A 17,219-nucleotide genomic window follows, 5' to 3' on the forward strand; every position below is an offset into this window, starting at 1 on the left:
CAGCTGAAGCGCGAGGCCGAGAGCGAAGCGAACGCTGAGGAGGCGCTGAAGGAGATCGAGGCCGAACAGGACGATTATCGGAAGATCGCCGAGCGCCGCGTGCGCCTCGGCCTGCTCCTGTCGGAAATCGGCCAGGCCAACGGCGTGGCGGTTACCGCGCAGGAAATGGACATGCTGACACGGCAGGCCGCGCAGCAATACCGCGAGGAAGATCGCCAGCGCTTTGCCGAGTATATCCGTTCGGACCCGCTGGCCGCCGCGCAGCTGCGCGCGCCGCTTTATGAGGATAAGGTCGTCGACTTCCTGTTCGACAAGGCCGAAGTATCCACCCGCGAAGTGACCCGCGAGGAATTGCAGGCTGCGATCGAAGCGGATGAAAACGGCGTGCCCGCCGAAGTGAAATCCGCGCCCGAGTCGAAGAAGAAGGCGGCCAAGAAGGCCAAGGCCGATGCCGAGCCGGAAGCGGCTGTAGAAACCGCGCCGACCGAAGCGGATGCGGAAAGCGCCAAGCCGGCCAAGAAGTCGCCCGCCAAAAAGAAAGAGGTTGCCCCTGCGGCAGAGTCCGCTGCGGATGGGGCCGAGGCCAGCCCTGCGCCAAAGAAGAAGGCCGCTGCCAAGAAGAAGGTGGAAGAAGCCTGATCGTTTTGTCCGCACCGCGCGGAATTTCTTGAGCGAATTCAGAAAGGTGCGTCTCGCAAGGGGCGCACCTTTCTGATGCGCTCCTCGTAGCATTGCTAAGCGGGCAAACGGATTGCCTTGGCGAATCGCGCTGTGAGAGAATCGGGCAGCAAGGAACCCTGGAGGGAACCCCAATGCACGTCGCACGCAATCGCAGAGCTTCGCGTCAGCACGTCTCCAAAACGCATCAGCCCCCGCCGGCCGGCCGGTCGGCCCGGCAGGAGCAGGAGTTCATGCTGCGTAGCGCTGGAACGCCGCCCGCCTTCCCCCGCGACCTAATCCTGCCCGGACCGCAGCACGCGATCAACGCGCCGCCTTTCCCGTCCGAACCAGCAAGCCCCGCCGACGATCCGCAAGCAACGCCTGCCGCCGCGCTGGGCCCGGCGCGCCCCGGCGATGCCCAAAGTGCCCGCCGTGCCAAGGGCAAGAAGGCCCGCAAGGCCGCGCTGCGCCTGGCGGCAGCGGAGCAGGCGCGCAAGGCAGCCTCGCCCAAGGCGCAGCCGCCGATCCTAGCATCGGCCGAAGCCTCCCCCCAGCCTGCCGCTCTGCCAGCCATTCTGCCAGCCGCCCTGCCCCTCGCTCCTATACCTTCACCCGCCCCCCAGCCCGCGGGCGAGGCGACGCAGCCGGTCCCGTGCGTGGTCGCGGCTCTTGAAAACTGCGGCGGCATCAGCGCTGCGCCCGCGCCCATGCCAGTTGCCGCTCGTTTGCCCGAACTGGAGCCCGAACTCGCCCCTGAGCCTGCTCCGCAGTCCGCGCCCGCCTTCCTCTTGCCGTCCGCGCCCGAACCCCTCGTGACCGCACCTCCTCCCCTCGCGGCAGATGTCCCCCTGCCGCGATCGCGGTCCCTGGTTCCGGCGCGGCGGCAAGGCCTTGTCGACATGATCGCCTTTCTCTTGCGCGACTCGGGTCGGCGGCTCGCGCGCTGGTCGGCGCGGCGACACAAGATGCGCGAACAATACGCGCAGCTCTATGCCTCCGATCTGCGCAAAGCGGCGATGCAAAGCCAGCTCGAAGCGCTCGAAGCGCTGCGCCAGCAACAACGCTGAGGGGTTATTCGCCCCAGCGCTTGAGGCTAGGTTTGGCCAGCACTGCGGTGCGTGCGCGTTCATAAGCCGCGCCCGCATTCAGCACGCGGGCATCGTCCCATTTGGCACCCATGATCGACAGCCCGACGGGCAGGCCTTCGACTGCGCCCATCGGCACGCTGAGATGCGGATAGCCCGCAATCGCCGCCAGATTGCCCGCGCCCGCATCGATGCTGTGATCGCCGGTGACCAGATCGATCGGCCATGCCGGCGCGCCGATCGGCGCGACGAGGAACGAGACGCGGTGCTCGGCCAGCAACTTGTCGATCCCCTCGCGCCCCGCGAGTCGCAGCGAATTCTCGCGCGCTTTCTGGTAAACCGCCTCGTCGGTCATGGCCTCCGCTTCTTCGAAAGTATCCTGCCCGAACCAGCGCAGTTCGGCCGGGTTCGCCTTGTTGAAGGCGATGGCATCGGCCAGGCTGCGGATCGGCGGCTTGCCGGGCAGCGCGCGCAGATAGGCGCCGAGATCGCTGCGCAGCTCATAGAGCAGGACGGCATATTCATCGCGGCCCATTTCGGGCGGAAAATCGACCGATATTTCGACCAGCTGCGCGCCCGCCCGCTTGAGATCGGCCAGCGCGGCATCGAACAGCGCGATGAGCCCCGGATGCGTGCCTGCCTGCTTGCGCAGCACGCCGATGCGCACCCCCTTGAGGCTGGCGGCGGCAAGCCCTGCGGCATAATCGCCCTTGCGGGCATCGGCCTCGGCGGTGGCGGGATCGGCCGCATCGCTGCCCGCCATCACGGTGAGCATCAGCGCGGCATCGCGCACACTGGTGGTCATCGGGCCAACGGTATCCTGGCTGTGGCTGATCGGCGCGACATGGGTGCGACTGACGAGGCCGACTGTGGGCTTGAACCCGACAATGCCATTGACCGAGGCGGGGCAGGTGATCGAGCCGTCGGTCTCGCTGCCGATTGCCGCCCAGGCCAGCCCGGCGGCAATCGCCGCGCCGCTGCCCGAGGACGATCCGCACGGCGAGCGATCGAGCGCGTGTGGGTTCTTGGTCTGCCCGCCAACGCCGCTCCACCCGCTCGATGACGCGCCAGAGCGGATGTTGGCCCATTCGGAAAGATTGGTCTTGCCCAGGATGACCACGCCCGCCGCGCGCAACGCCGCGATGAACGGGGCATCGCGCCCGGTCACGTTGTCCTTGAGCGCGAGGCTGCCCGCCGTGGTCGCCATCGCGTCCTTGGTCTCGATATTGTCTTTGACCAGAATCGCCTTGCCCGCCAGCGGCCCTGCGACGCCGCGCGCCGCTTTTTCAGCGGCCAGCGCAGCGGGATTGGTCACGATCACCGCGTTGAGTTTCGGCCCCGCGTCATCAATCGCGGCGATGCGCGCAAGATAAGTAGAGACGCTTTCCTGCGCGCAGGCAGGCCCGGCCCATGTGGCAGCGGCCAGCAAAGTGCCCAAAAGAATGCGCATGCGATTGCCCCCCAAGAATGACGTGCGCCAAAGCTGCGCCGCAGTGCGCCGCAAGACAAGGCCCTTCTAAGGTCAGGGAAAAGCGGCGGACGCCATACGCCTATCGGGCAAGTGCGCGATCAGGCGTCGCCTGCAGCAAAGTTCGCCGCAACCTTGGCGCACAGGCGCGGCCTATCCTCAAAAAGGTTGGCCGCCATCTGGCGCGATTGCATCATTTGCACGTGGCAAACAGAAATGTGGCCACGCAATCCCCCCCACAATGGGTTAACGCCCTTGAACATCGGGCTGTGGCACGCAACATAGGCCCATCAAAATCAAGAGGGATATATGCAGGACCTGTTTGGCGCTTCGGGCGCATCTGTTTATGGATCGCGCACGTTTAATCCGGCGACTGGCGACCCGGTGACCGGGGCGCTGGTGCCGGTGGTGGTCGAGCAGACCAGCCGCGGTGAACGCAGCTTCGATATCTTCTCGCGCCTGCTGCGCGAGCGAATCGTTTTCGTCACCGGCGAAGTAGAGGACAACATGGCCTCGCTTATCGTGGCGCAGCTTTTGTTCCTCGAGTCGGAAAATCCGGCCAAGGATATCTCGATGTATATCAACTCGCCGGGCGGGGTGATCACTGCGGGCATGGCGATTTACGATACCATGCAGTATATCCGGCCGAAGGTATCGACGGTCTGCATCGGCCAGGCCGCTTCTATGGGCAGCTTCCTGCTCGCGGCGGGCGAGCCGGGCATGCGCATCGCGCTGCCCAATGCGCGGATCATGGTGCACCAGCCGTCGGGCGGGACGCGCGGCATGGCCTCCGACATCGAGATTCAAGCCCGCGAAATCCTGCGCATCCGCAGGCGGATGAACGACCTCTACGCCAAGTTCACCGGCAAGCCGCTCGACGAGATCGAAAAGGCGATGGACCGCGACACCTTCCTCGAAGCCGAAGAAGCCAAAGCCTTCGGGATCGTCGACCGCGTGTTCGAATCGCGTCCGCCTTCGGACCAGACCGGGATCGAAGAAGGATCGGGCGGCGCGCCAACGCCCTGATTTCTGCCTGATTGCCGGGAGTTTGCGCCAGCAAACGCTCGGCAATCTAGGGATTTATTTGCCGTTATCGTGCCCGGTTGATTAATGCCCTTGGGGTAGTAGGATAACCGGGATCGCCGCTGGCAAAGCGGCGCCAAGGATCGAAGAATGACCAAGCTTTCCGGATCTGATACCAAGAGCACGCTCTATTGCAGCTTCTGCGGCAAATCGCAGCACGAGGTGCGCAAGCTCATCGCAGGGCCAACCGTGTTCATCTGCGATGAATGCGTCGAGCTGTGCAACGACATCATCCGCGAAGAAACCAAGGCTGGTCTGGCGGGCAAGAAAGACGGCGGGGTGCCCACGCCGCGCGATATCTATGCCACGCTCAACGATTATGTGATCGGGCAGGACCGCGCCAAGCGTGTGCTCTCGGTGGCGGTGCACAACCACTACAAGCGCCTGAAGCACAGCGGCAAGGGCGGCGAGGTCGAGCTTTCGAAGTCGAACATCCTGCTCGTCGGCCCGACCGGTTCGGGCAAGACGCTGCTGGCGCAGACGCTCGCGCGCACGTTCGACGTGCCCTTCACGATGGCCGATGCCACCACCTTGACCGAGGCCGGCTATGTCGGCGAGGATGTCGAGAACATCATCCTAAAGCTGCTCCAGTCGTCGGACTACAACGTCGAAAAGGCGCAGCACGGCATCGTTTATATCGACGAGATCGACAAGATCAGCCGCAAGGCGGAGAACCCCTCGATCACGCGCGATGTCTCGGGCGAAGGCGTGCAGCAGGCGCTGCTCAAGCTGATGGAAGGCACCACCGCTAGCGTTCCGCCGCAGGGCGGGCGCAAGCATCCGCAGCAGGAATTCCTGCAGGTGGACACCACCAACATCCTGTTCATCTGCGGCGGCGCGTTCGCCGGGCTCGACAAGATCATCTCCGACCGCCTGCAAAAGCGCTCGATCGGCTTTGGCGCGCATGTCGCCGATCCCGACAAGCGCAAAGTGGGCGAGCTGCTGCAAAAGGCCGAGCCTGAGGATCTGCTCAAGTTCGGCCTGATCCCCGAATTCGTCGGTCGCTTGCCGGTGATCGCCACGCTCAACGATCTGGATATCGAAGCGCTGGTGAAGATCCTGAAGGAACCCAAGAACGCGCTGATAAAGCAATACCAGCGCCTGTTCGAGCTGGAAGACGTCGCCCTCACCTTCACCGACGACGCGCTGGAAGCAATCGCCAAGCGCGCCATCGAGCGCAAGACCGGCGCACGCGGGCTGCGCTCGATCGTCGAGGGTTTGCTGCTCGATACGATGTTCGACTTGCCCACGCTCGAAGGCGTTTCCGAGGTCGTGGTCGACAAGGACGTGGTCGACGGCCGCAAGGAACCCGTGCAAGTGCACGAGAGCAAGGAACAGGCGGCCTGAGTTTTCTGATCCTCCCCCTTCCGCCGGAAGGGGGAGGATTGAGAGGCCGCCTAGGCTAAAACCTTGGCAAACCGCGCATCCGCCGCCGCCCAGTTGGTCGCCGCCATGTAGGCATCGACATACGCCGCCGCCTTCGCGCCGAAGTCCATCTGATAGGCGTGTTCGTACATGTCCATGGCGAGGATCGGCGTGCCGCCTGCCAAGGTCATCGTGTGATCGTTGGCCCACTGGTTGGTAAGACGGCCATCGTGCGGTGACCATTGCAGTAGCACCCAGCCAGAACCGCCGCCCAATGCGCGGCCCATCGCGGTAAACTCTGCGGCCCATTTGGTCTGGCTGCCGAAATCGCGCTCGATCGCTTGTGCCAGCGCTTTGCCGGGCGCGATCGGTTGGCCGAGGCTGGAGAAATAGATTTCGTGGAGGATCATCGAATTCCACGCGAGCAATTCTTCGCGCTTCAGCCCGTTGATCACAAAGCCCGGCGCGGTGGCGGGATCGAGCTTGGCAAAATCGGCCTTGATCGCGCCCAGCCGCTTCACCGCGCCGACATAATTGTTGTCGTGGTGGCTGTTCAGCATCTTGGCCGAGAGGCCGGGCACAAGCGAGGCATCGAATGCCACCGGGGTTGGCGCAAAGGGCGCGGTCTGCGCGCGGCCCGGCGACGGCAAAGCGGTGGCTGCGGTGAGCGTTGCAGCTGCGGTGAGCGCTGTTCTGCGGTTCATCTGCATGGGAAGGCTCCTGAGATTTCTGGCGCGATCATCGCAGGGATTGGCGCGCTGTCCAGTCTGGCTTTATGCAAAACAGGACGGGCAGACCGCATGGCCTGCCCGTCCCTTCGTCGCGTCGCTTGCGCGGCTTAGTTGGGCAGCGAGACCGCGTCGGTGACGTGGATGACGCCGTTGCTTTCCATCAGATCCGCCGCGATCACCGTGGCCATGCCGCCCTTTTCATCGGCGAGCATCACCGACGAGCCCATGATCGAAGCAGTGAGCTTGCCGCCTGCCACGGTCGTCAACACGGCTTTACCGCCTCCTGCGTTGATCATGCCGACCAGCTGCGCCGCAGACACTTTGCCCGCAACCACATGATAGGTCAGGATCTTGGCAAGCGTGGCCTTGTTTTCCGGCTTCAGCAGCGTTTCCACCGTGCCGGCAGGCAGCTTGGCAAAGGCGGCATTGGTCGGCGCGAACACCGTGAACGGCCCCGCGCTGTTCAGCGTATCGACCAGATCAGCGGCTTTGACCGCAGCGACCAGCGTCGTGTGATCCTTGGAAGCGATCGCTGCTCCAACGATGGTCTGGCTGGCAGCCATCGGCTCGGCAAGGACCGGCGATGAACCAGCGAGCAGCACGGCAGCGAAAGCGAGGACGGCAATATTTTTACGAACCATGATCAATCTCCAGAGTTTGGCGAATCAGCCCCCAATCCCCGGTGCCATTAACCATACTCGGTGCGTCCGGTTCCGTGCCCTTAGGGCCATGTCACCGCGGCCCGCCCGATCTGGGGGTCAGGCGGCCTTGATCAGCCGCATCTCGCAGCCATGGCAATCATGGCCTTCGGTCTCGATCTGGAAGGTGGTGTGATGCACGCCGAAATCATGTTCCAGTTCGTGCGCCAAAGCATGGAGGAAGGCATCGCCGGGGTGCCCCGCCGGGATGACGAGGTGCGCGGTCAGCGCGGTTTCGGTCGTGCTCATCGGCCAGATGTGCAGATCATGCACCGCGCGGACCCCCGGGCGGGCGCAGAGAAATTCCTGCACCGCCCGCTCATCGATCGCGGCGGGCACAGCTTGCAGCCCCATCTTGAGCGCGCTGCTCAGCAGATCCCACGTGCCATAGCCAATCACCCCGACGATCAGCAGGCTGGTGAGCGGATCGATCCAGTGCCAACCGGTGAGCATGATCAGCAAGCCGGCGACCACCACACCCGCCGAAACCGCCGCATCGGCGGCCATATGAAGATAGGCGCCGCGAATGTTGATGTCATGGTGGCGGCCGCGCATGAACATCAGCGCGGTGACCGTGTTGATCACGATGCCGATCGCGGCGATGGCCATGATCGGCCCGCCCATGACCGGCGCGGGATCGAACAGGCGGCGCAAAGTCTCGACCAGGATCGCGCCAAGCGCCACGAGCAGAAGGCTGGCGTTGATCAGCGCGGCAAGGATCGAGCTCGCCTTGAAACCATACGTGAACCGCGCCGTGGGCGCGCGCGCTGCCAGCACGCTGGCACCATAAGCGATGACCAGGCCGAGCACATCGGAGAGATTGTGCCCCGCGTCTGCCACCAGCGCCATCGAGCCGGAGAGGATGCCGTAACCGCCCTCGAGCAGCACAAAGCCCCCGTTCAGCGCAATGCCGATGGCGAAGGCCAGCCCGAAAGTGGCCGGCGCGGGATGGTGATGATCGTGATGGTGATGGTGGGTGCCCGACATTCACGCTCAGTAGCCGCTACGGCGTTGGTAGGAAAACGCTTTAAGCAGCGGCGCGCCCCCGGGCTGCGCCGCTGCGCGGGTGTGCCGCGAAAATGCCAGGGGGCCTGTAAGCCGGGTTCTGTCTCACCGGCGGTTTCCCGAGAAAGGGACCGTATCGGTGAGGGCAGCCATTCCTCTAGGCGGCCCGTTGCCGGGCGCGCTCAAGCAACCAACCCGGGCTGCTGGCCCAAAACCAGCCTGCTCCGAAGAGCGCGCAGCCCCTATTCGGTCTTGCTCCGGGTGGGGTTTGCCATGCCGCTTCTGTTGCCAGTCGCGCGGTGCGCTCTTGCCGCACCCTTTCACCCTTGCTGTCCCGGCTTTCACCGGGGTTAGCGGTCTGCTCTCTGTGGCACTTTCCCTGAGGTTGCCCTCGGCGGGCGTTACCCGCCACCCTTGTTTCGTGGAGCCCGGACTTTCCTCGACATCTTGCGATAGCGCGGCTGCCCGGCCCCCTGGCGGTGCCTACCTAGCATGGCCCATGTCGCGTTCCAACAGCAGCTCGAACAAAAGCGCGCCGGTCTGCCCATCCGGCTCGCCGGTGATGCGGTGGGGCCTCCAGCGACGCTCAAAGGCCCGGACCGCCGCCGCACGATCGGTGATGTCGTAACCAAACCGCTCGAGCGCCAGATAGAACGCGCTGTCGTTATCCCAGACCAGCCGGATGGCAAGCTTGGGCTTGGCCAGCGCCAGCCGCAATTGCGCCAGCCGGTCCCAATCGAACAGCTCGCCCGGATCCTGCTTGCGCGCTGGCGCAATATCCGAATGGCCCACGACATTGGCGCGCGGGATATCGTGGCGATCGATGATATCGGCGAGCAAGGGCAGCAGCGCATCCATTTGCGCGTCGGGAAACGGGCGGTAGCCCCATTCGTGCCCCGGATTGACCAGCTCGATGCCGACGCTGGCCGAATTGATATCGGTGATCCCGCGCCACGACGAGCGCCCCGCATGCCACGCTCGCTTGTCCTCGCTGACCAGCCGGGTGACGGTGCCATCCTCGTCGATCATGTAATGCGCCGAAACTTCGGCGGCCGGATCGCACATCCGCTCCAATGCCTCGGCGGCGGTCTGCATGCCGGTGTAATGAATCACCACCATCGAGACGGGCAACAGCCGCTCGTTCCAGTTGGGAGAGGGAACCTCGCGGTTCACCAGCCAGTCGATCATGGCACGGCCCCCTCAGGTGGTGGGCAGCACCGCGCCCATGACCAGCGCATCGGCCCCGTTGTGAACCTGCAGACCGCCGCCCGCGCTGGCGGCGAGTTGCTGGATCATCACCGCAGGCGCGGTGCGGCTGGAAAGTTCGGCAGGAGGCAGGGTGCCATCCAGCGCCTGGCCGATTACCGGATCGAACACCACCCGCGCCCCGATGGCGCGCACGACGATCTCGCTGATCCCGCCCTTCGCCTCTGCCGCGATATCGAGCGTGCCGCCGCGCACCAGCGCCTCGATCCCGATCAGCGCCAGATTGAGCAGCACTTTCACCGCTGGCTTGGGCAGGGCATCGCCGCCCAGCGACCAGTTCGCAGTAATCCGGCCATTGTTGCCCACCAGCGCATCGATCAGCCCCTTGGGCTCCTCGATCGGCACCATTTCGCCAAAGCCGCCCGCCGCGCCGAACGCCAGCCTGAAAAAGCGCAGCTTGTCGGTCGATATCTTGGCGCTCTGCTCCAGCAATTCGAAGCACTTCTGCCGCATCGACGGGTCTTTTTCATCGGCGAGCAGTTCAAGCCCGTTGGAAAGCGCGCCGACCGGGCTGAGCAGATCGTGGCACAAGCGCGAGCACAGCAGGCTGGCAAGGTCGAGCGAGGCGGTGGTCATGATGCGGTGGTCATGGTCTGGCTGGAGTCCCTGTTTGGGGCGAAGTTGACATAGTTGACACAGTCCAGATGGCGAAACTCGTGCCCCCTTCCCGCGTCCCATTTTGAGACTTTATGCGGCTTGCCGAGCGGAATTTCAAAGGCGCACGTGTCATCATCAATACGCAGCCTTACCCGTCATCGAGCGCGTAGGAAAGCGGTTCGAACCCTGACGGGCCATCGCGCCACAAGGAAACCTCGCCCGCCGCCGCGATCGCCCACACGCGCCCGTCGCCAGAGGCGCTGGCGCGGTCGGTGGCCGAGGGCCGGGCCACGCCATTGGGGTGCGAATGGAAATAGCCAAGAACCGCAGGCCCGCCCGCGCGCGCCGCCTTGTGCGCGGCGATCAGCATGGCAGGATCGATTTCGAAATGGCGCAGCGGTTCGGGATGGACATTGGCGGCGGGAAGCGCGGTGAGGATGCGGGTGCCATGGCCAAGGAGGATGCCGCAGGCTTCGTTTGGCGCGGCGCGGGCGGCGGCCTCCATGATGGCGGCATAGGCGGTTTCGGCGAAGGTCATTGCGCTTCGGTCTAGCGTCGCGCAGGCTGCTTCGACAAGTTCAGCATGAGCGGTTTTGTTTTCTTCTGAGTTTACGCGCTTGTTTGCGCCCAACCCCGCTCATCCTGAGCTTGTCGAAGGATGCAGAAGCGGCTCTTGCCGCCCAAACCCTGCATGCCCATATCCAACACATGGGGGGAACTGACACGATCATCGAGGGCACAATTCCCACTGGCGGCCTGCGGCTCGACCGGGCGCTGGCCGATGCATCGGGCCTCTCGCGCGAGCGGATCAAGGGGTTGATGGACGAGGGACGGGTGGAGCTTGGCGGCAAGATCGCGGCGCAGGCTTCGTTCAAGCCGGCCGAGGGCACCGCCTTTGCCATCCGCGTCCCCGAAGCCGCACCTGCGGCAGCAGCGGCGCAGGATATCGCGCTGGTGGTGGCTTATGAAGACGCGCACCTGATCGTGGTGAACAAGCCGGCGGGCCTTGTGGTGCATCCCGCCGCTGGCAATCTGGATGGCACGCTGGTCAATGCGCTGCTCCATCATTGCCGGGGGCAGCTTTCCGGGATTGGCGGCGTGGCGCGCCCGGGGATCGTTCACCGCATCGACAAGGATACCTCGGGGCTGCTGGTGGTGGCCAAAAGCGATGCGGCGCACGAAGGGCTGGCGAAGCAGTTTGCCGATCATTCGATCGAGCGGGCTTACATTGCCGTCACCGGCGGCGTGCCGATCCCGCTGGCGGGCACCGTGCGCGGGGCGATTGCGCGGGCGCAGCATGACCGCAAGAAAATGGCATTGGTCGAAGATGGCCGGGGCAAGCATGCGGTGACGCATTACCGCACGATCGAAGCGCTGGACGGCGCAGCGGTGATCGAATGCCGGCTCGAAACGGGGAGAACCCACCAGGTGCGCGTTCACCTTGCGTCAATTGGTCACGCCTTATTGGGGGACCCTGTTTATGGACGCGCGCCCCCTCGCCTTCGCCCGATTCTGGCCCGGCTCGAATTTCGCCGGCAAGCGCTTCATGCCGCCGAGCTGGGTTTCATCCATCCGATCTCGGGCGAGCGGGTCCACTGTCAGGCCGCGCCTCCCGAGGATATACAGCAGCTTATCCGCGAATTGGGCGGGCGGCCGATTGATTTGGCCCCTAAATCCAGCTTGGCGCGTCAACGCTGAAAGATCACGACATGAGCGCGGGTACCTGTAACGGGCTGCGCTTTGAAACCGAATAGTTTTCATATCTGGCCTTGATGTGGCGATGCCGATTATGATCGCCAAGATGATAAGGTCGATGCAAAGAAGGCCCATACGATGAAGGGATCCGTGCAGGTGAGTGAGCAGAAATCCAGAGCTCTTGTGCCAGCGCTCGGCGGCGAAGCCGGTCTCAACCGCTATCTTTCGGAAATCCGCAAGTTTCCGATTCTGGCACCCGAACAGGAATACATGCTGGCCAAGCGCTATCAGGAGCATGGCGACAGCGAGGCGGCGGCGCAGCTGGTTACGAGCCATTTGCGACTCGTGGCCAAGATCGCCATGGGCTATCGCGGCTACGGCCTGCCCGTCTCCGAGCTGATTTCCGAAGGCAACATCGGCCTGATGCAGGGCGTGAAGAAATTCGAGCCCGATCGCGGCTTTCGCCTGGCCACTTATGCCATGTGGTGGATCAAGGCTTCGATCCAGGAATATATCCTGCGCTCGTGGAGCCTGGTCAAAATGGGCACCACCGCCGCGCAGAAGAAGCTGTTCTTCAATCTGCGGCGGATGAAGAAGAACCTCGAAGCGTTCGAGGATTCCGATCTTCATCCCGACGATGTGCACAAGATCGCCACCGACCTCGGCGTGCCCGAGCAGGAAGTGGTCAACATGAACCGGCGCATGATGATGGGCGGCGATGCCAGCCTGAACGTGTCGGTGCGCGAGGATGGCGAAGGCTCGTGGCAGGACTGGCTGGTCGACGACAAGCCATTGCAGGACGAAATGGTCGCCGACGCCGAAGAGACGCACATGCGCCATGAACTGCTGGTCGAGGCGATGGACAGCCTCAACGAGCGCGAACGCCACATCCTGACCGACCGCCGTCTGGTAGAAGAGCCCAAGACGCTGGAAGAATTGAGCCAAGTCTACAATGTCAGCCGTGAACGGGTGCGCCAGATCGAAGTGCGCGCGTTTGAAAAGCTGCAAAAGGCGATCCGCACTATTGCGGGCGACCGGCGCTTGATGCCTGCCTGAATGGGCGCGCGGGGAGCGGAGCGCTTTGATGACCTGAGGCGCCGGGGTGCGAGGGGCTTGGGCCTGTGCCGGACATTGCCCAAGCGCTGATGGATTGCATGATGCGGCGCAGCGCGCCATAGTTTGCAGCGATGGCTTCGCTTTACGACGAATTGAAGAACAAGCGCCCTGCACCAGAGCGCGGCCCCGGCTTGTTCAGCCGGATTGCCTGGACGATCACGCGCGCGGTCGCCGCCTTTCTGTTTTTAAGCACTGCGCTGGTGGTGATCTACAAGTTCGTGCCGGTGCCGGTGACGGCGACGATGATCTTTGATCCCAATGGTTTTACCAAGCAATGGACGCCGCTTTCGCGGATTGATCGCAACATGGTCGATGCCGCGATTGCGGGCGAGGACGGCAAGTTTTGCGAGCACAACGGGTTTGACCACGAGGCGATCCTGAAGGCCTTCGAGCGCAACCAGCGCGGCGGACGCATTCGCGGCGGATCGACGATCAGCCAGCAAACCGCCAAGAACGTGTTTCTTTGGCAGGGCGGCGGCTATCTGCGCAAAGCATTGGAGGCGTGGTTTACCGTGCTGATCGAGACGATCTGGGGCAAGCGGCGGATATTGGAAGTCTATCTCAACGTCGCCGAAACCGGCATTGGCACATATGGCGCGGAGGCCGCAGCGCAGCGCTATTACGACAAGAGCGCGATCCGCCTTTCGCGCGTGGAAGCGGCGCGCATTGCCGCCGCCTTCCCCCAGCCCAAAGTGCGCGCCGTCACTGGGGTGACCGGCAAAGTGCGCCGCCATGGCAATGCGATCGCAGCGCAAGTGAACACCGTGCGCACCGGATACGACGCCTGCGTTTATCGCTAGAACACGCTGCGATCAGGCTCACCCACCGCAGAAATCAGCCAGCGCGCCGTTCCTTCCAGCCCGATGGCAGACAGTTTGCCGGATGCGAACGCGCCGGTATCAAGCCCGATGCGCGTGGCCGACATCTCCGGCTTGTCGGTGATGGTGTGCCCGTGGACGACCACGAAATCGCGCGGCGAAACATCGTTGATGAACTCGGTGCGGATCCAGCGCAGATCGGACAGAGCCTGTTCGTCGACTGGAACACCGGGACGAATGCCGGCATGCACGAACAGATAATCCCCGATCTGGATGCGATCCTCCATCGCGCGCATGAAGGCGATATCCTCTTCGGGCACAACATCGCGCATGATGGCGCGCAGTTCCTCGATCGTGACGCGGCCATAAGTCGCCTCGTCGATGGGATAGCTGAGCAGGGTTTCGCGCCCGCCGTGGCGCAGGAAAGCGCGCATGATGTCGTCACGCTCAAAGCTGCCGAGAAACATCTCTTCATGATTGCCAGCAAGCAGGCGGACGTTGCGGCGCTGCGCCCATTCGCGGGTAGTGGCAATTACGCCGCGGCTCTCGGGCCCGCGATCCACCAGATCGCCAAGCAGGATGATCGTCGTATCAGCAGGCTGGCGCGCACGGTCGTCAAGATCGATCTGCGCGATCATGCGGCAGAGCAGATCGCGCCGCCCGTGGATATCGCCGATCGCATAAACCCGCTGGCCCGCAGGGATCGCGGCATTAAGCTCGACCTCCGGCTGTGGATCAAAAAGGGCACGCAGTTTTTTAAGCATCAATTTGTTTTACCTGAGCCTTCTTATATGGATAAGCATCGGGCGATTGCAAGTCAGGCAAAACACCTGTCAGCCAATGACAGTCCCGAAACTGAACTTAAGGTCGATGGCCCAGATTTGTGCCAAGGCTCGTTAAATATTCTTGTCTGCCCATGTAGGCGAAAGCACTGGGCAGACACGTAAAAGCCAGAGTTTGACGATCAGATAAGCCTGCTGGGAGATCAGCCTGCTGGATTCAAATGATGGGCCGCCACGCGTCAAATCCAAAGGGATGAAGAGTGGCGTGTACCCGCCCATCGGAGGAGAATTGGCCCAAAAGCGCCGCTGCGCCCTGTTTCGGGGCTGCTCAGCGCAAGTAAAACTCGATCGTCGTGACCACCCGGACTTTCTTGAACGGCGTATCGGAAACGCCCCAGCCGCCGCCCGAGTCGCCATCGCGCGCGGTCACTTCGAAATACCCTTGCGTGGCGCTCTTGATCCCGCCCACGCCGGTGCCACTGTCCTTGGCGAACTGTTCAGCGGAGCGGCGCGCATCGCGGGTCGCCTCGGCGATCATCGGCGGCTTGATCTTGTTGAGCTGGGTATACGTATAGGCCATGCCGGAGCCTTCCTCGAGCAGGACCCCGCGCCGCACCAGATCAAACTGGCGGCGCACCGCATCTTGCGCGCGCTTGATATCGGTGGTGCGCAGCGCCATCCGCTGGCGCACGGTAAAGCGGGTGAGGCCGTTGTCGGTGCTTGTGCTCACGTTCACGCCAGTGGGCTGCAGCGCATCAGGTGCAAAGCCCAGGCCGCCGAAGAAATCGCGGATATCCTGGCTGTTGCGATCAACGCTGGCTTGCGCGCTGGCGAGATCGGGGGCGGTGGCGGAATAGGCGATGGTCCAGGTGGCGAGATCGGCGGTCACCTCCTTTTCGGCGACACCGCGCACCGTCACCGCGCGGTCCGCCTCGCGCGAGCGGCGCAGGCCGTCGCCGAGCAAGTAGCCGCCCACAACCACCCCGAACGCGAGGATGGCCGAACTGATCATCGTGATCTGGCCGCGATGGGTGCGGTGAAAGGGAAGCCGCTCGTCCCCGCTCCGGCCGCTAAGCGCTTGGGTTTCGTCGGCGAACTCCGTATTGTCATTCGGCATGGCTGGTTCTTTCTGAAGGGCGTTGATCCCGCGATGAAATGTGCATTTTCATCGATGAACCGAGTTTGAACGCGTAAGGAGCCGCTAAGTGACGAAATTTCTGCATTCGATGATTCGCGTGACCGACCCGGCAGCGACCATCGCCTTCTTCGAACTGATCGGGGTGAAGGAAGTCCGCCGATTTGATAGCGAAAAGGGCCGTTTCACGCTGATCTTTCTGGCCGCGCCGGGCGGCGAGGGGATTGCCGAGGTTGAGCTGACATACAACTGGCCGGCCGAGGATGGCTCTGCCGAAGTTTATACCAGCGGGCGCAACTTTGGCCACCTCGCATACCGGGTCGAGAATATCTACGATACTTGCGTCCAGTTGATAGCTGCGGGCCATACGATGCACCGCCCGCCGCGCGATGGCCACATGGCCTTCGTCAAATCCCCCGATGGCATCTCGATCGAACTGCTGCAAGACGGCCACCTGCCGCCAGCGGAGCCATGGATCAGCATGGAGAACATCGGCAGCTGGTAACAGGGCCCTATGGCCCGGCGAAAACCCCGGCATCGGGTGCCCAGCTGATATGTGCCTCGATCAGCGCGTCGCGGTCCGCCCACGGGAAATCGGGCCGGGCGATCAGCAGCGAGGTCAGTCCGTGCACATGCGCCCAGATCATCTGCGCGGTCATCTCGGCGCACGCTGACGGGCCATCCATCAGTTCGAAGACCACGCGTTGCATGACTTCGAAGCAGCGCATGCCCGCCGCCATGGCCGGATCGGCCAGATCCGAATCAGCGCCGGGGGTCAAGCCGTTGCTGAGCTTCACTTCGTCGAGCATGAACGCCACCCGGTACATATCGGGATTGTCGATGCCGAAATGAATGTAAGCGCGCGCCATCTGGCGCAGCCGCCGCGCCGGCGGTTGCGGGCCGTCGATGGTCTGGTTCATCTGCGCCGCCAGCGCATCGAACGCGCGCACGCAAAGTTCGGTGGCGATCTCGTCAGCGCTGCGAAAGTGGGCATAGAGCGATGGCTGCGAAATGCCGACAGCCCCCGCAATCTGGCGGGTGGTGACATTGGCCATGCCATTTTGCGCAAACAATTGCAGCGCCGCGTCCAGAATCTGGTCGCGGCGGTTGCCCGGCCGGGCGCGATGGCCCTGCGCATCTGCCGCTTCGGGCGGAATTGCACCGTCCGCCACGGATGTGGCCGAAGTCTGCGCGATCGTTTCTCTCCCTGATGGATCATGGGCTCTTGACGGATCGGGGTCAACCTATCATTGATTGGCTATCATTGATAGGTTCGAGTCCATGGTCTCCCAACGTCGCCTAGTTGTTGCCACCTTGATAACGCTCGGCGCGGCAGGGCTTGCGGTCAGCGCGCTGCTTCCCGCGTCAAACGCCGCCGCGCCGGATGCCGCCGCCGCGCCGATCCCGGTGCAGGCCGAGCGGGTCGCCGCGCTGTCTGGCAGCAGCGGCCCGGCAGATCCGGCGGCGGCGTTTGCCGCAACCCTGCGCTATGACCGCGAAGCGCAATTGGCCTTTCGCGTGCCCGGCCGGATCGCCGCTTTTCCAGTCCATATTGGCGACCGTTTGCCACGCGGCGCGCTCGTGGCCATGATCGAGGCCAATCCCTTCCGCGCCGCCGCCGTGCGCGCCGATGCCGACCGCGACCGCACCGCGCGCGCGGCGCAGCGCTATGCCGCGCTGGCCAGCGAAGGCGCAGGCGCCGAAGCGCAGGCGCG

The 17,219-nt window shown here is 63.8% G+C and carries 17 protein-coding genes, 1 other RNA gene and 2 pseudogenes; 9 read left to right on the plus strand and 11 right to left on the minus strand.

Annotation, left to right across the window (positions count from 1 at the left end; translation table 11 throughout):
- Window positions 1–639 (plus strand): annotated as a pseudogene (locus Q0O40_RS10360) (trigger factor); the annotation flags it as partial.
- Between the two features lie 272 nt (window positions 640–911).
- Window positions 912–1,727, plus strand: a complete 816-nt coding sequence (locus Q0O40_RS10365) for a hypothetical protein (protein ID WP_295529348.1) — start codon at window positions 912–914, stop codon at window positions 1,725–1,727.
- A gap of 4 nt (window positions 1,728–1,731) precedes the next feature.
- On the opposite strand, the gene Q0O40_RS10370 is transcribed toward Q0O40_RS10365, so the two are convergent.
- Complete coding sequence (locus tag Q0O40_RS10370) at window positions 1,732–3,195, minus strand: amidase (protein WP_295529350.1); 1,464 nt, start codon at window positions 3,193–3,195, stop codon at window positions 1,732–1,734.
- A gap of 327 nt (window positions 3,196–3,522) precedes the next feature.
- On the opposite strand from Q0O40_RS10370, the gene clpP reads away from it, so the two are divergent.
- Window positions 3,523–4,239, plus strand: coding sequence for an ATP-dependent Clp endopeptidase proteolytic subunit ClpP (clpP, locus tag Q0O40_RS10375; RefSeq protein ID WP_295529352.1), 717 nt, complete (start codon window positions 3,523–3,525; stop codon window positions 4,237–4,239).
- 147 nt (window positions 4,240–4,386) lie between these two features.
- Window positions 4,387–5,643, plus strand: a complete 1,257-nt coding sequence (gene clpX / locus Q0O40_RS10380) for an ATP-dependent Clp protease ATP-binding subunit ClpX (protein ID WP_295529354.1) — start codon at window positions 4,387–4,389, stop codon at window positions 5,641–5,643.
- Window positions 5,644–5,693: 50 nt separating this feature from the next.
- Here the strand turns inward: clpX and Q0O40_RS10385 are convergent, their stop codons facing one another.
- From Q0O40_RS10385 to Q0O40_RS10415, 7 genes are all read right to left on the minus strand, one after another.
- Window positions 5,694–6,365 (minus strand): superoxide dismutase, encoded by a 672-nt coding sequence (locus Q0O40_RS10385; RefSeq protein WP_295529356.1) that lies wholly within the window; start codon window positions 6,363–6,365, stop codon window positions 5,694–5,696.
- 134 nt (window positions 6,366–6,499) lie between these two features.
- Complete coding sequence (locus tag Q0O40_RS10390; protein ID WP_295529376.1) at window positions 6,500–6,955, minus strand: fasciclin domain-containing protein; 456 nt, start codon at window positions 6,953–6,955, stop codon at window positions 6,500–6,502.
- 195 nt (window positions 6,956–7,150) lie between these two features.
- Complete coding sequence (locus tag Q0O40_RS10395) at window positions 7,151–8,077, minus strand: cation diffusion facilitator family transporter (RefSeq protein WP_295529358.1); 927 nt, start codon at window positions 8,075–8,077, stop codon at window positions 7,151–7,153.
- Between the two features lie 91 nt (window positions 8,078–8,168).
- An RNA gene (gene rnpB / locus Q0O40_RS10400) (RNase P RNA component class A) lies at window positions 8,169–8,572 on the minus strand.
- A 6-nt stretch (window positions 8,573–8,578) separates the two neighbouring features.
- On the minus strand, window positions 8,579–9,283 hold the full coding sequence (locus tag Q0O40_RS10405) for an N-acetylmuramoyl-L-alanine amidase (protein ID WP_295529359.1): 705 nt from the start codon (window positions 9,281–9,283) through the stop codon (window positions 8,579–8,581).
- 12 nt (window positions 9,284–9,295) lie between these two features.
- Window positions 9,296–9,937, minus strand: coding sequence for a histidine phosphotransferase family protein (locus Q0O40_RS10410; protein WP_295529362.1), 642 nt, complete (start codon window positions 9,935–9,937; stop codon window positions 9,296–9,298).
- A gap of 169 nt (window positions 9,938–10,106) precedes the next feature.
- Window positions 10,107–10,496, minus strand: a complete 390-nt coding sequence (locus Q0O40_RS10415) for a M67 family metallopeptidase (protein ID WP_295529363.1) — start codon at window positions 10,494–10,496, stop codon at window positions 10,107–10,109.
- A gap of 170 nt (window positions 10,497–10,666) precedes the next feature.
- On the opposite strand from Q0O40_RS10415, the gene Q0O40_RS10420 reads away from it, so the two are divergent.
- From Q0O40_RS10420 to mtgA, 3 genes are all read left to right on the plus strand, one after another.
- The gene (locus tag Q0O40_RS10420) at window positions 10,667–11,656 is read left to right on the plus strand and encodes an RluA family pseudouridine synthase (RefSeq protein ID WP_295529365.1); all 990 of its coding nucleotides are present in this window, start codon (window positions 10,667–10,669) and stop codon (window positions 11,654–11,656) included.
- A gap of 135 nt (window positions 11,657–11,791) precedes the next feature.
- Entirely contained in the window at window positions 11,792–12,709 is a 918-nt protein-coding gene (gene rpoH / locus Q0O40_RS10425) for an RNA polymerase sigma factor RpoH (RefSeq protein WP_295529367.1), read from the plus strand.
- A gap of 131 nt (window positions 12,710–12,840) precedes the next feature.
- The gene (mtgA, locus tag Q0O40_RS10430; protein ID WP_295529369.1) at window positions 12,841–13,569 is read left to right on the plus strand and encodes a monofunctional biosynthetic peptidoglycan transglycosylase; all 729 of its coding nucleotides are present in this window, start codon (window positions 12,841–12,843) and stop codon (window positions 13,567–13,569) included.
- Here the strand turns inward: mtgA and Q0O40_RS10435 are convergent.
- Complete coding sequence (locus Q0O40_RS10435; protein ID WP_295529371.1) at window positions 13,566–14,351, minus strand: metallophosphoesterase family protein; 786 nt, start codon at window positions 14,349–14,351, stop codon at window positions 13,566–13,568. The genes mtgA and Q0O40_RS10435 overlap by 4 nt on opposite strands.
- 346 nt (window positions 14,352–14,697) lie before the next feature.
- Complete coding sequence (locus Q0O40_RS10440; RefSeq protein ID WP_295529378.1) at window positions 14,698–15,381, minus strand: SIMPL domain-containing protein; 684 nt, start codon at window positions 15,379–15,381, stop codon at window positions 14,698–14,700.
- A gap of 193 nt (window positions 15,382–15,574) precedes the next feature.
- On the opposite strand from Q0O40_RS10440, the gene Q0O40_RS10445 reads away from it, so the two are divergent.
- On the plus strand, window positions 15,575–16,009 hold the full coding sequence (locus Q0O40_RS10445) for a VOC family protein (RefSeq protein ID WP_295529373.1): 435 nt from the start codon (window positions 15,575–15,577) through the stop codon (window positions 16,007–16,009).
- 7 nt (window positions 16,010–16,016) lie between these two features.
- On the opposite strand, the gene Q0O40_RS10450 is transcribed toward Q0O40_RS10445, so the two are convergent.
- Entirely contained in the window at window positions 16,017–16,676 is a 660-nt protein-coding gene (locus tag Q0O40_RS10450; protein WP_295529375.1) for a TetR/AcrR family transcriptional regulator, read from the minus strand.
- Window positions 16,677–16,785: 109 nt separating this feature from the next.
- Between Q0O40_RS10450 and Q0O40_RS10455 the strand changes: the two are divergent.
- Window positions 16,786–17,219 (plus strand): annotated as a pseudogene (locus tag Q0O40_RS10455) (hypothetical protein); the annotation flags it as partial.

Source organism: Novosphingobium sp. Chol11 (assembly GCF_945870625.1).
Taxonomy (GTDB): Bacteria; Pseudomonadota; Alphaproteobacteria; order Sphingomonadales; family Sphingomonadaceae; genus Novosphingobium.

What these genes read in the sequence shown, in the direction of transcription:
- Q0O40_RS10365 (WP_295529348.1), top strand. Translation starts at nt 912, where the DNA reads ATGCTGCGTAGCGCTGGAACGCCGCCCGCCTTCCCCCGCGACCTAATC.
- Q0O40_RS10370 (WP_295529350.1), bottom strand. Translation starts at nt 3,195, where the DNA reads ATGCGCATTCTTTTGGGCACTTTGCTGGCCGCTGCCACATGGGCCGGG.
- clpP (WP_295529352.1), top strand. Translation starts at nt 3,523, where the DNA reads ATGCAGGACCTGTTTGGCGCTTCGGGCGCATCTGTTTATGGATCGCGC.
- clpX (WP_295529354.1), top strand. Translation starts at nt 4,387, where the DNA reads ATGACCAAGCTTTCCGGATCTGATACCAAGAGCACGCTCTATTGCAGC.
- Q0O40_RS10385 (WP_295529356.1), bottom strand. Translation starts at nt 6,365, where the DNA reads ATGAACCGCAGAACAGCGCTCACCGCAGCTGCAACGCTCACCGCAGCC.
- Q0O40_RS10390 (WP_295529376.1), bottom strand. Translation starts at nt 6,955, where the DNA reads ATGGCTGCCAGCCAGACCATCGTTGGAGCAGCGATCGCTTCCAAGGAT.
- Q0O40_RS10395 (WP_295529358.1), bottom strand. Translation starts at nt 8,077, where the DNA reads ATGTCGGGCACCCACCATCACCATCACGATCATCACCATCCCGCGCCG.
- Q0O40_RS10405 (WP_295529359.1), bottom strand. Translation starts at nt 9,283, where the DNA reads ATGATCGACTGGCTGGTGAACCGCGAGGTTCCCTCTCCCAACTGGAAC.
- Q0O40_RS10410 (WP_295529362.1), bottom strand. Translation starts at nt 9,937, where the DNA reads ATGACCACCGCCTCGCTCGACCTTGCCAGCCTGCTGTGCTCGCGCTTG.
- Q0O40_RS10415 (WP_295529363.1), bottom strand. Translation starts at nt 10,496, where the DNA reads ATGACCTTCGCCGAAACCGCCTATGCCGCCATCATGGAGGCCGCCGCC.
- Q0O40_RS10420 (WP_295529365.1), top strand. Translation starts at nt 10,667, where the DNA reads ATGGGGGGAACTGACACGATCATCGAGGGCACAATTCCCACTGGCGGC.
- rpoH (WP_295529367.1), top strand. Translation starts at nt 11,792, where the DNA reads ATGAAGGGATCCGTGCAGGTGAGTGAGCAGAAATCCAGAGCTCTTGTG.
- mtgA (WP_295529369.1), top strand. Translation starts at nt 12,841, where the DNA reads ATGGCTTCGCTTTACGACGAATTGAAGAACAAGCGCCCTGCACCAGAG.
- Q0O40_RS10435 (WP_295529371.1), bottom strand. Translation starts at nt 14,351, where the DNA reads ATGCTTAAAAAACTGCGTGCCCTTTTTGATCCACAGCCGGAGGTCGAG.
- Q0O40_RS10440 (WP_295529378.1), bottom strand. Translation starts at nt 15,381, where the DNA reads ATGATCAGTTCGGCCATCCTCGCGTTCGGGGTGGTTGTGGGCGGCTAC.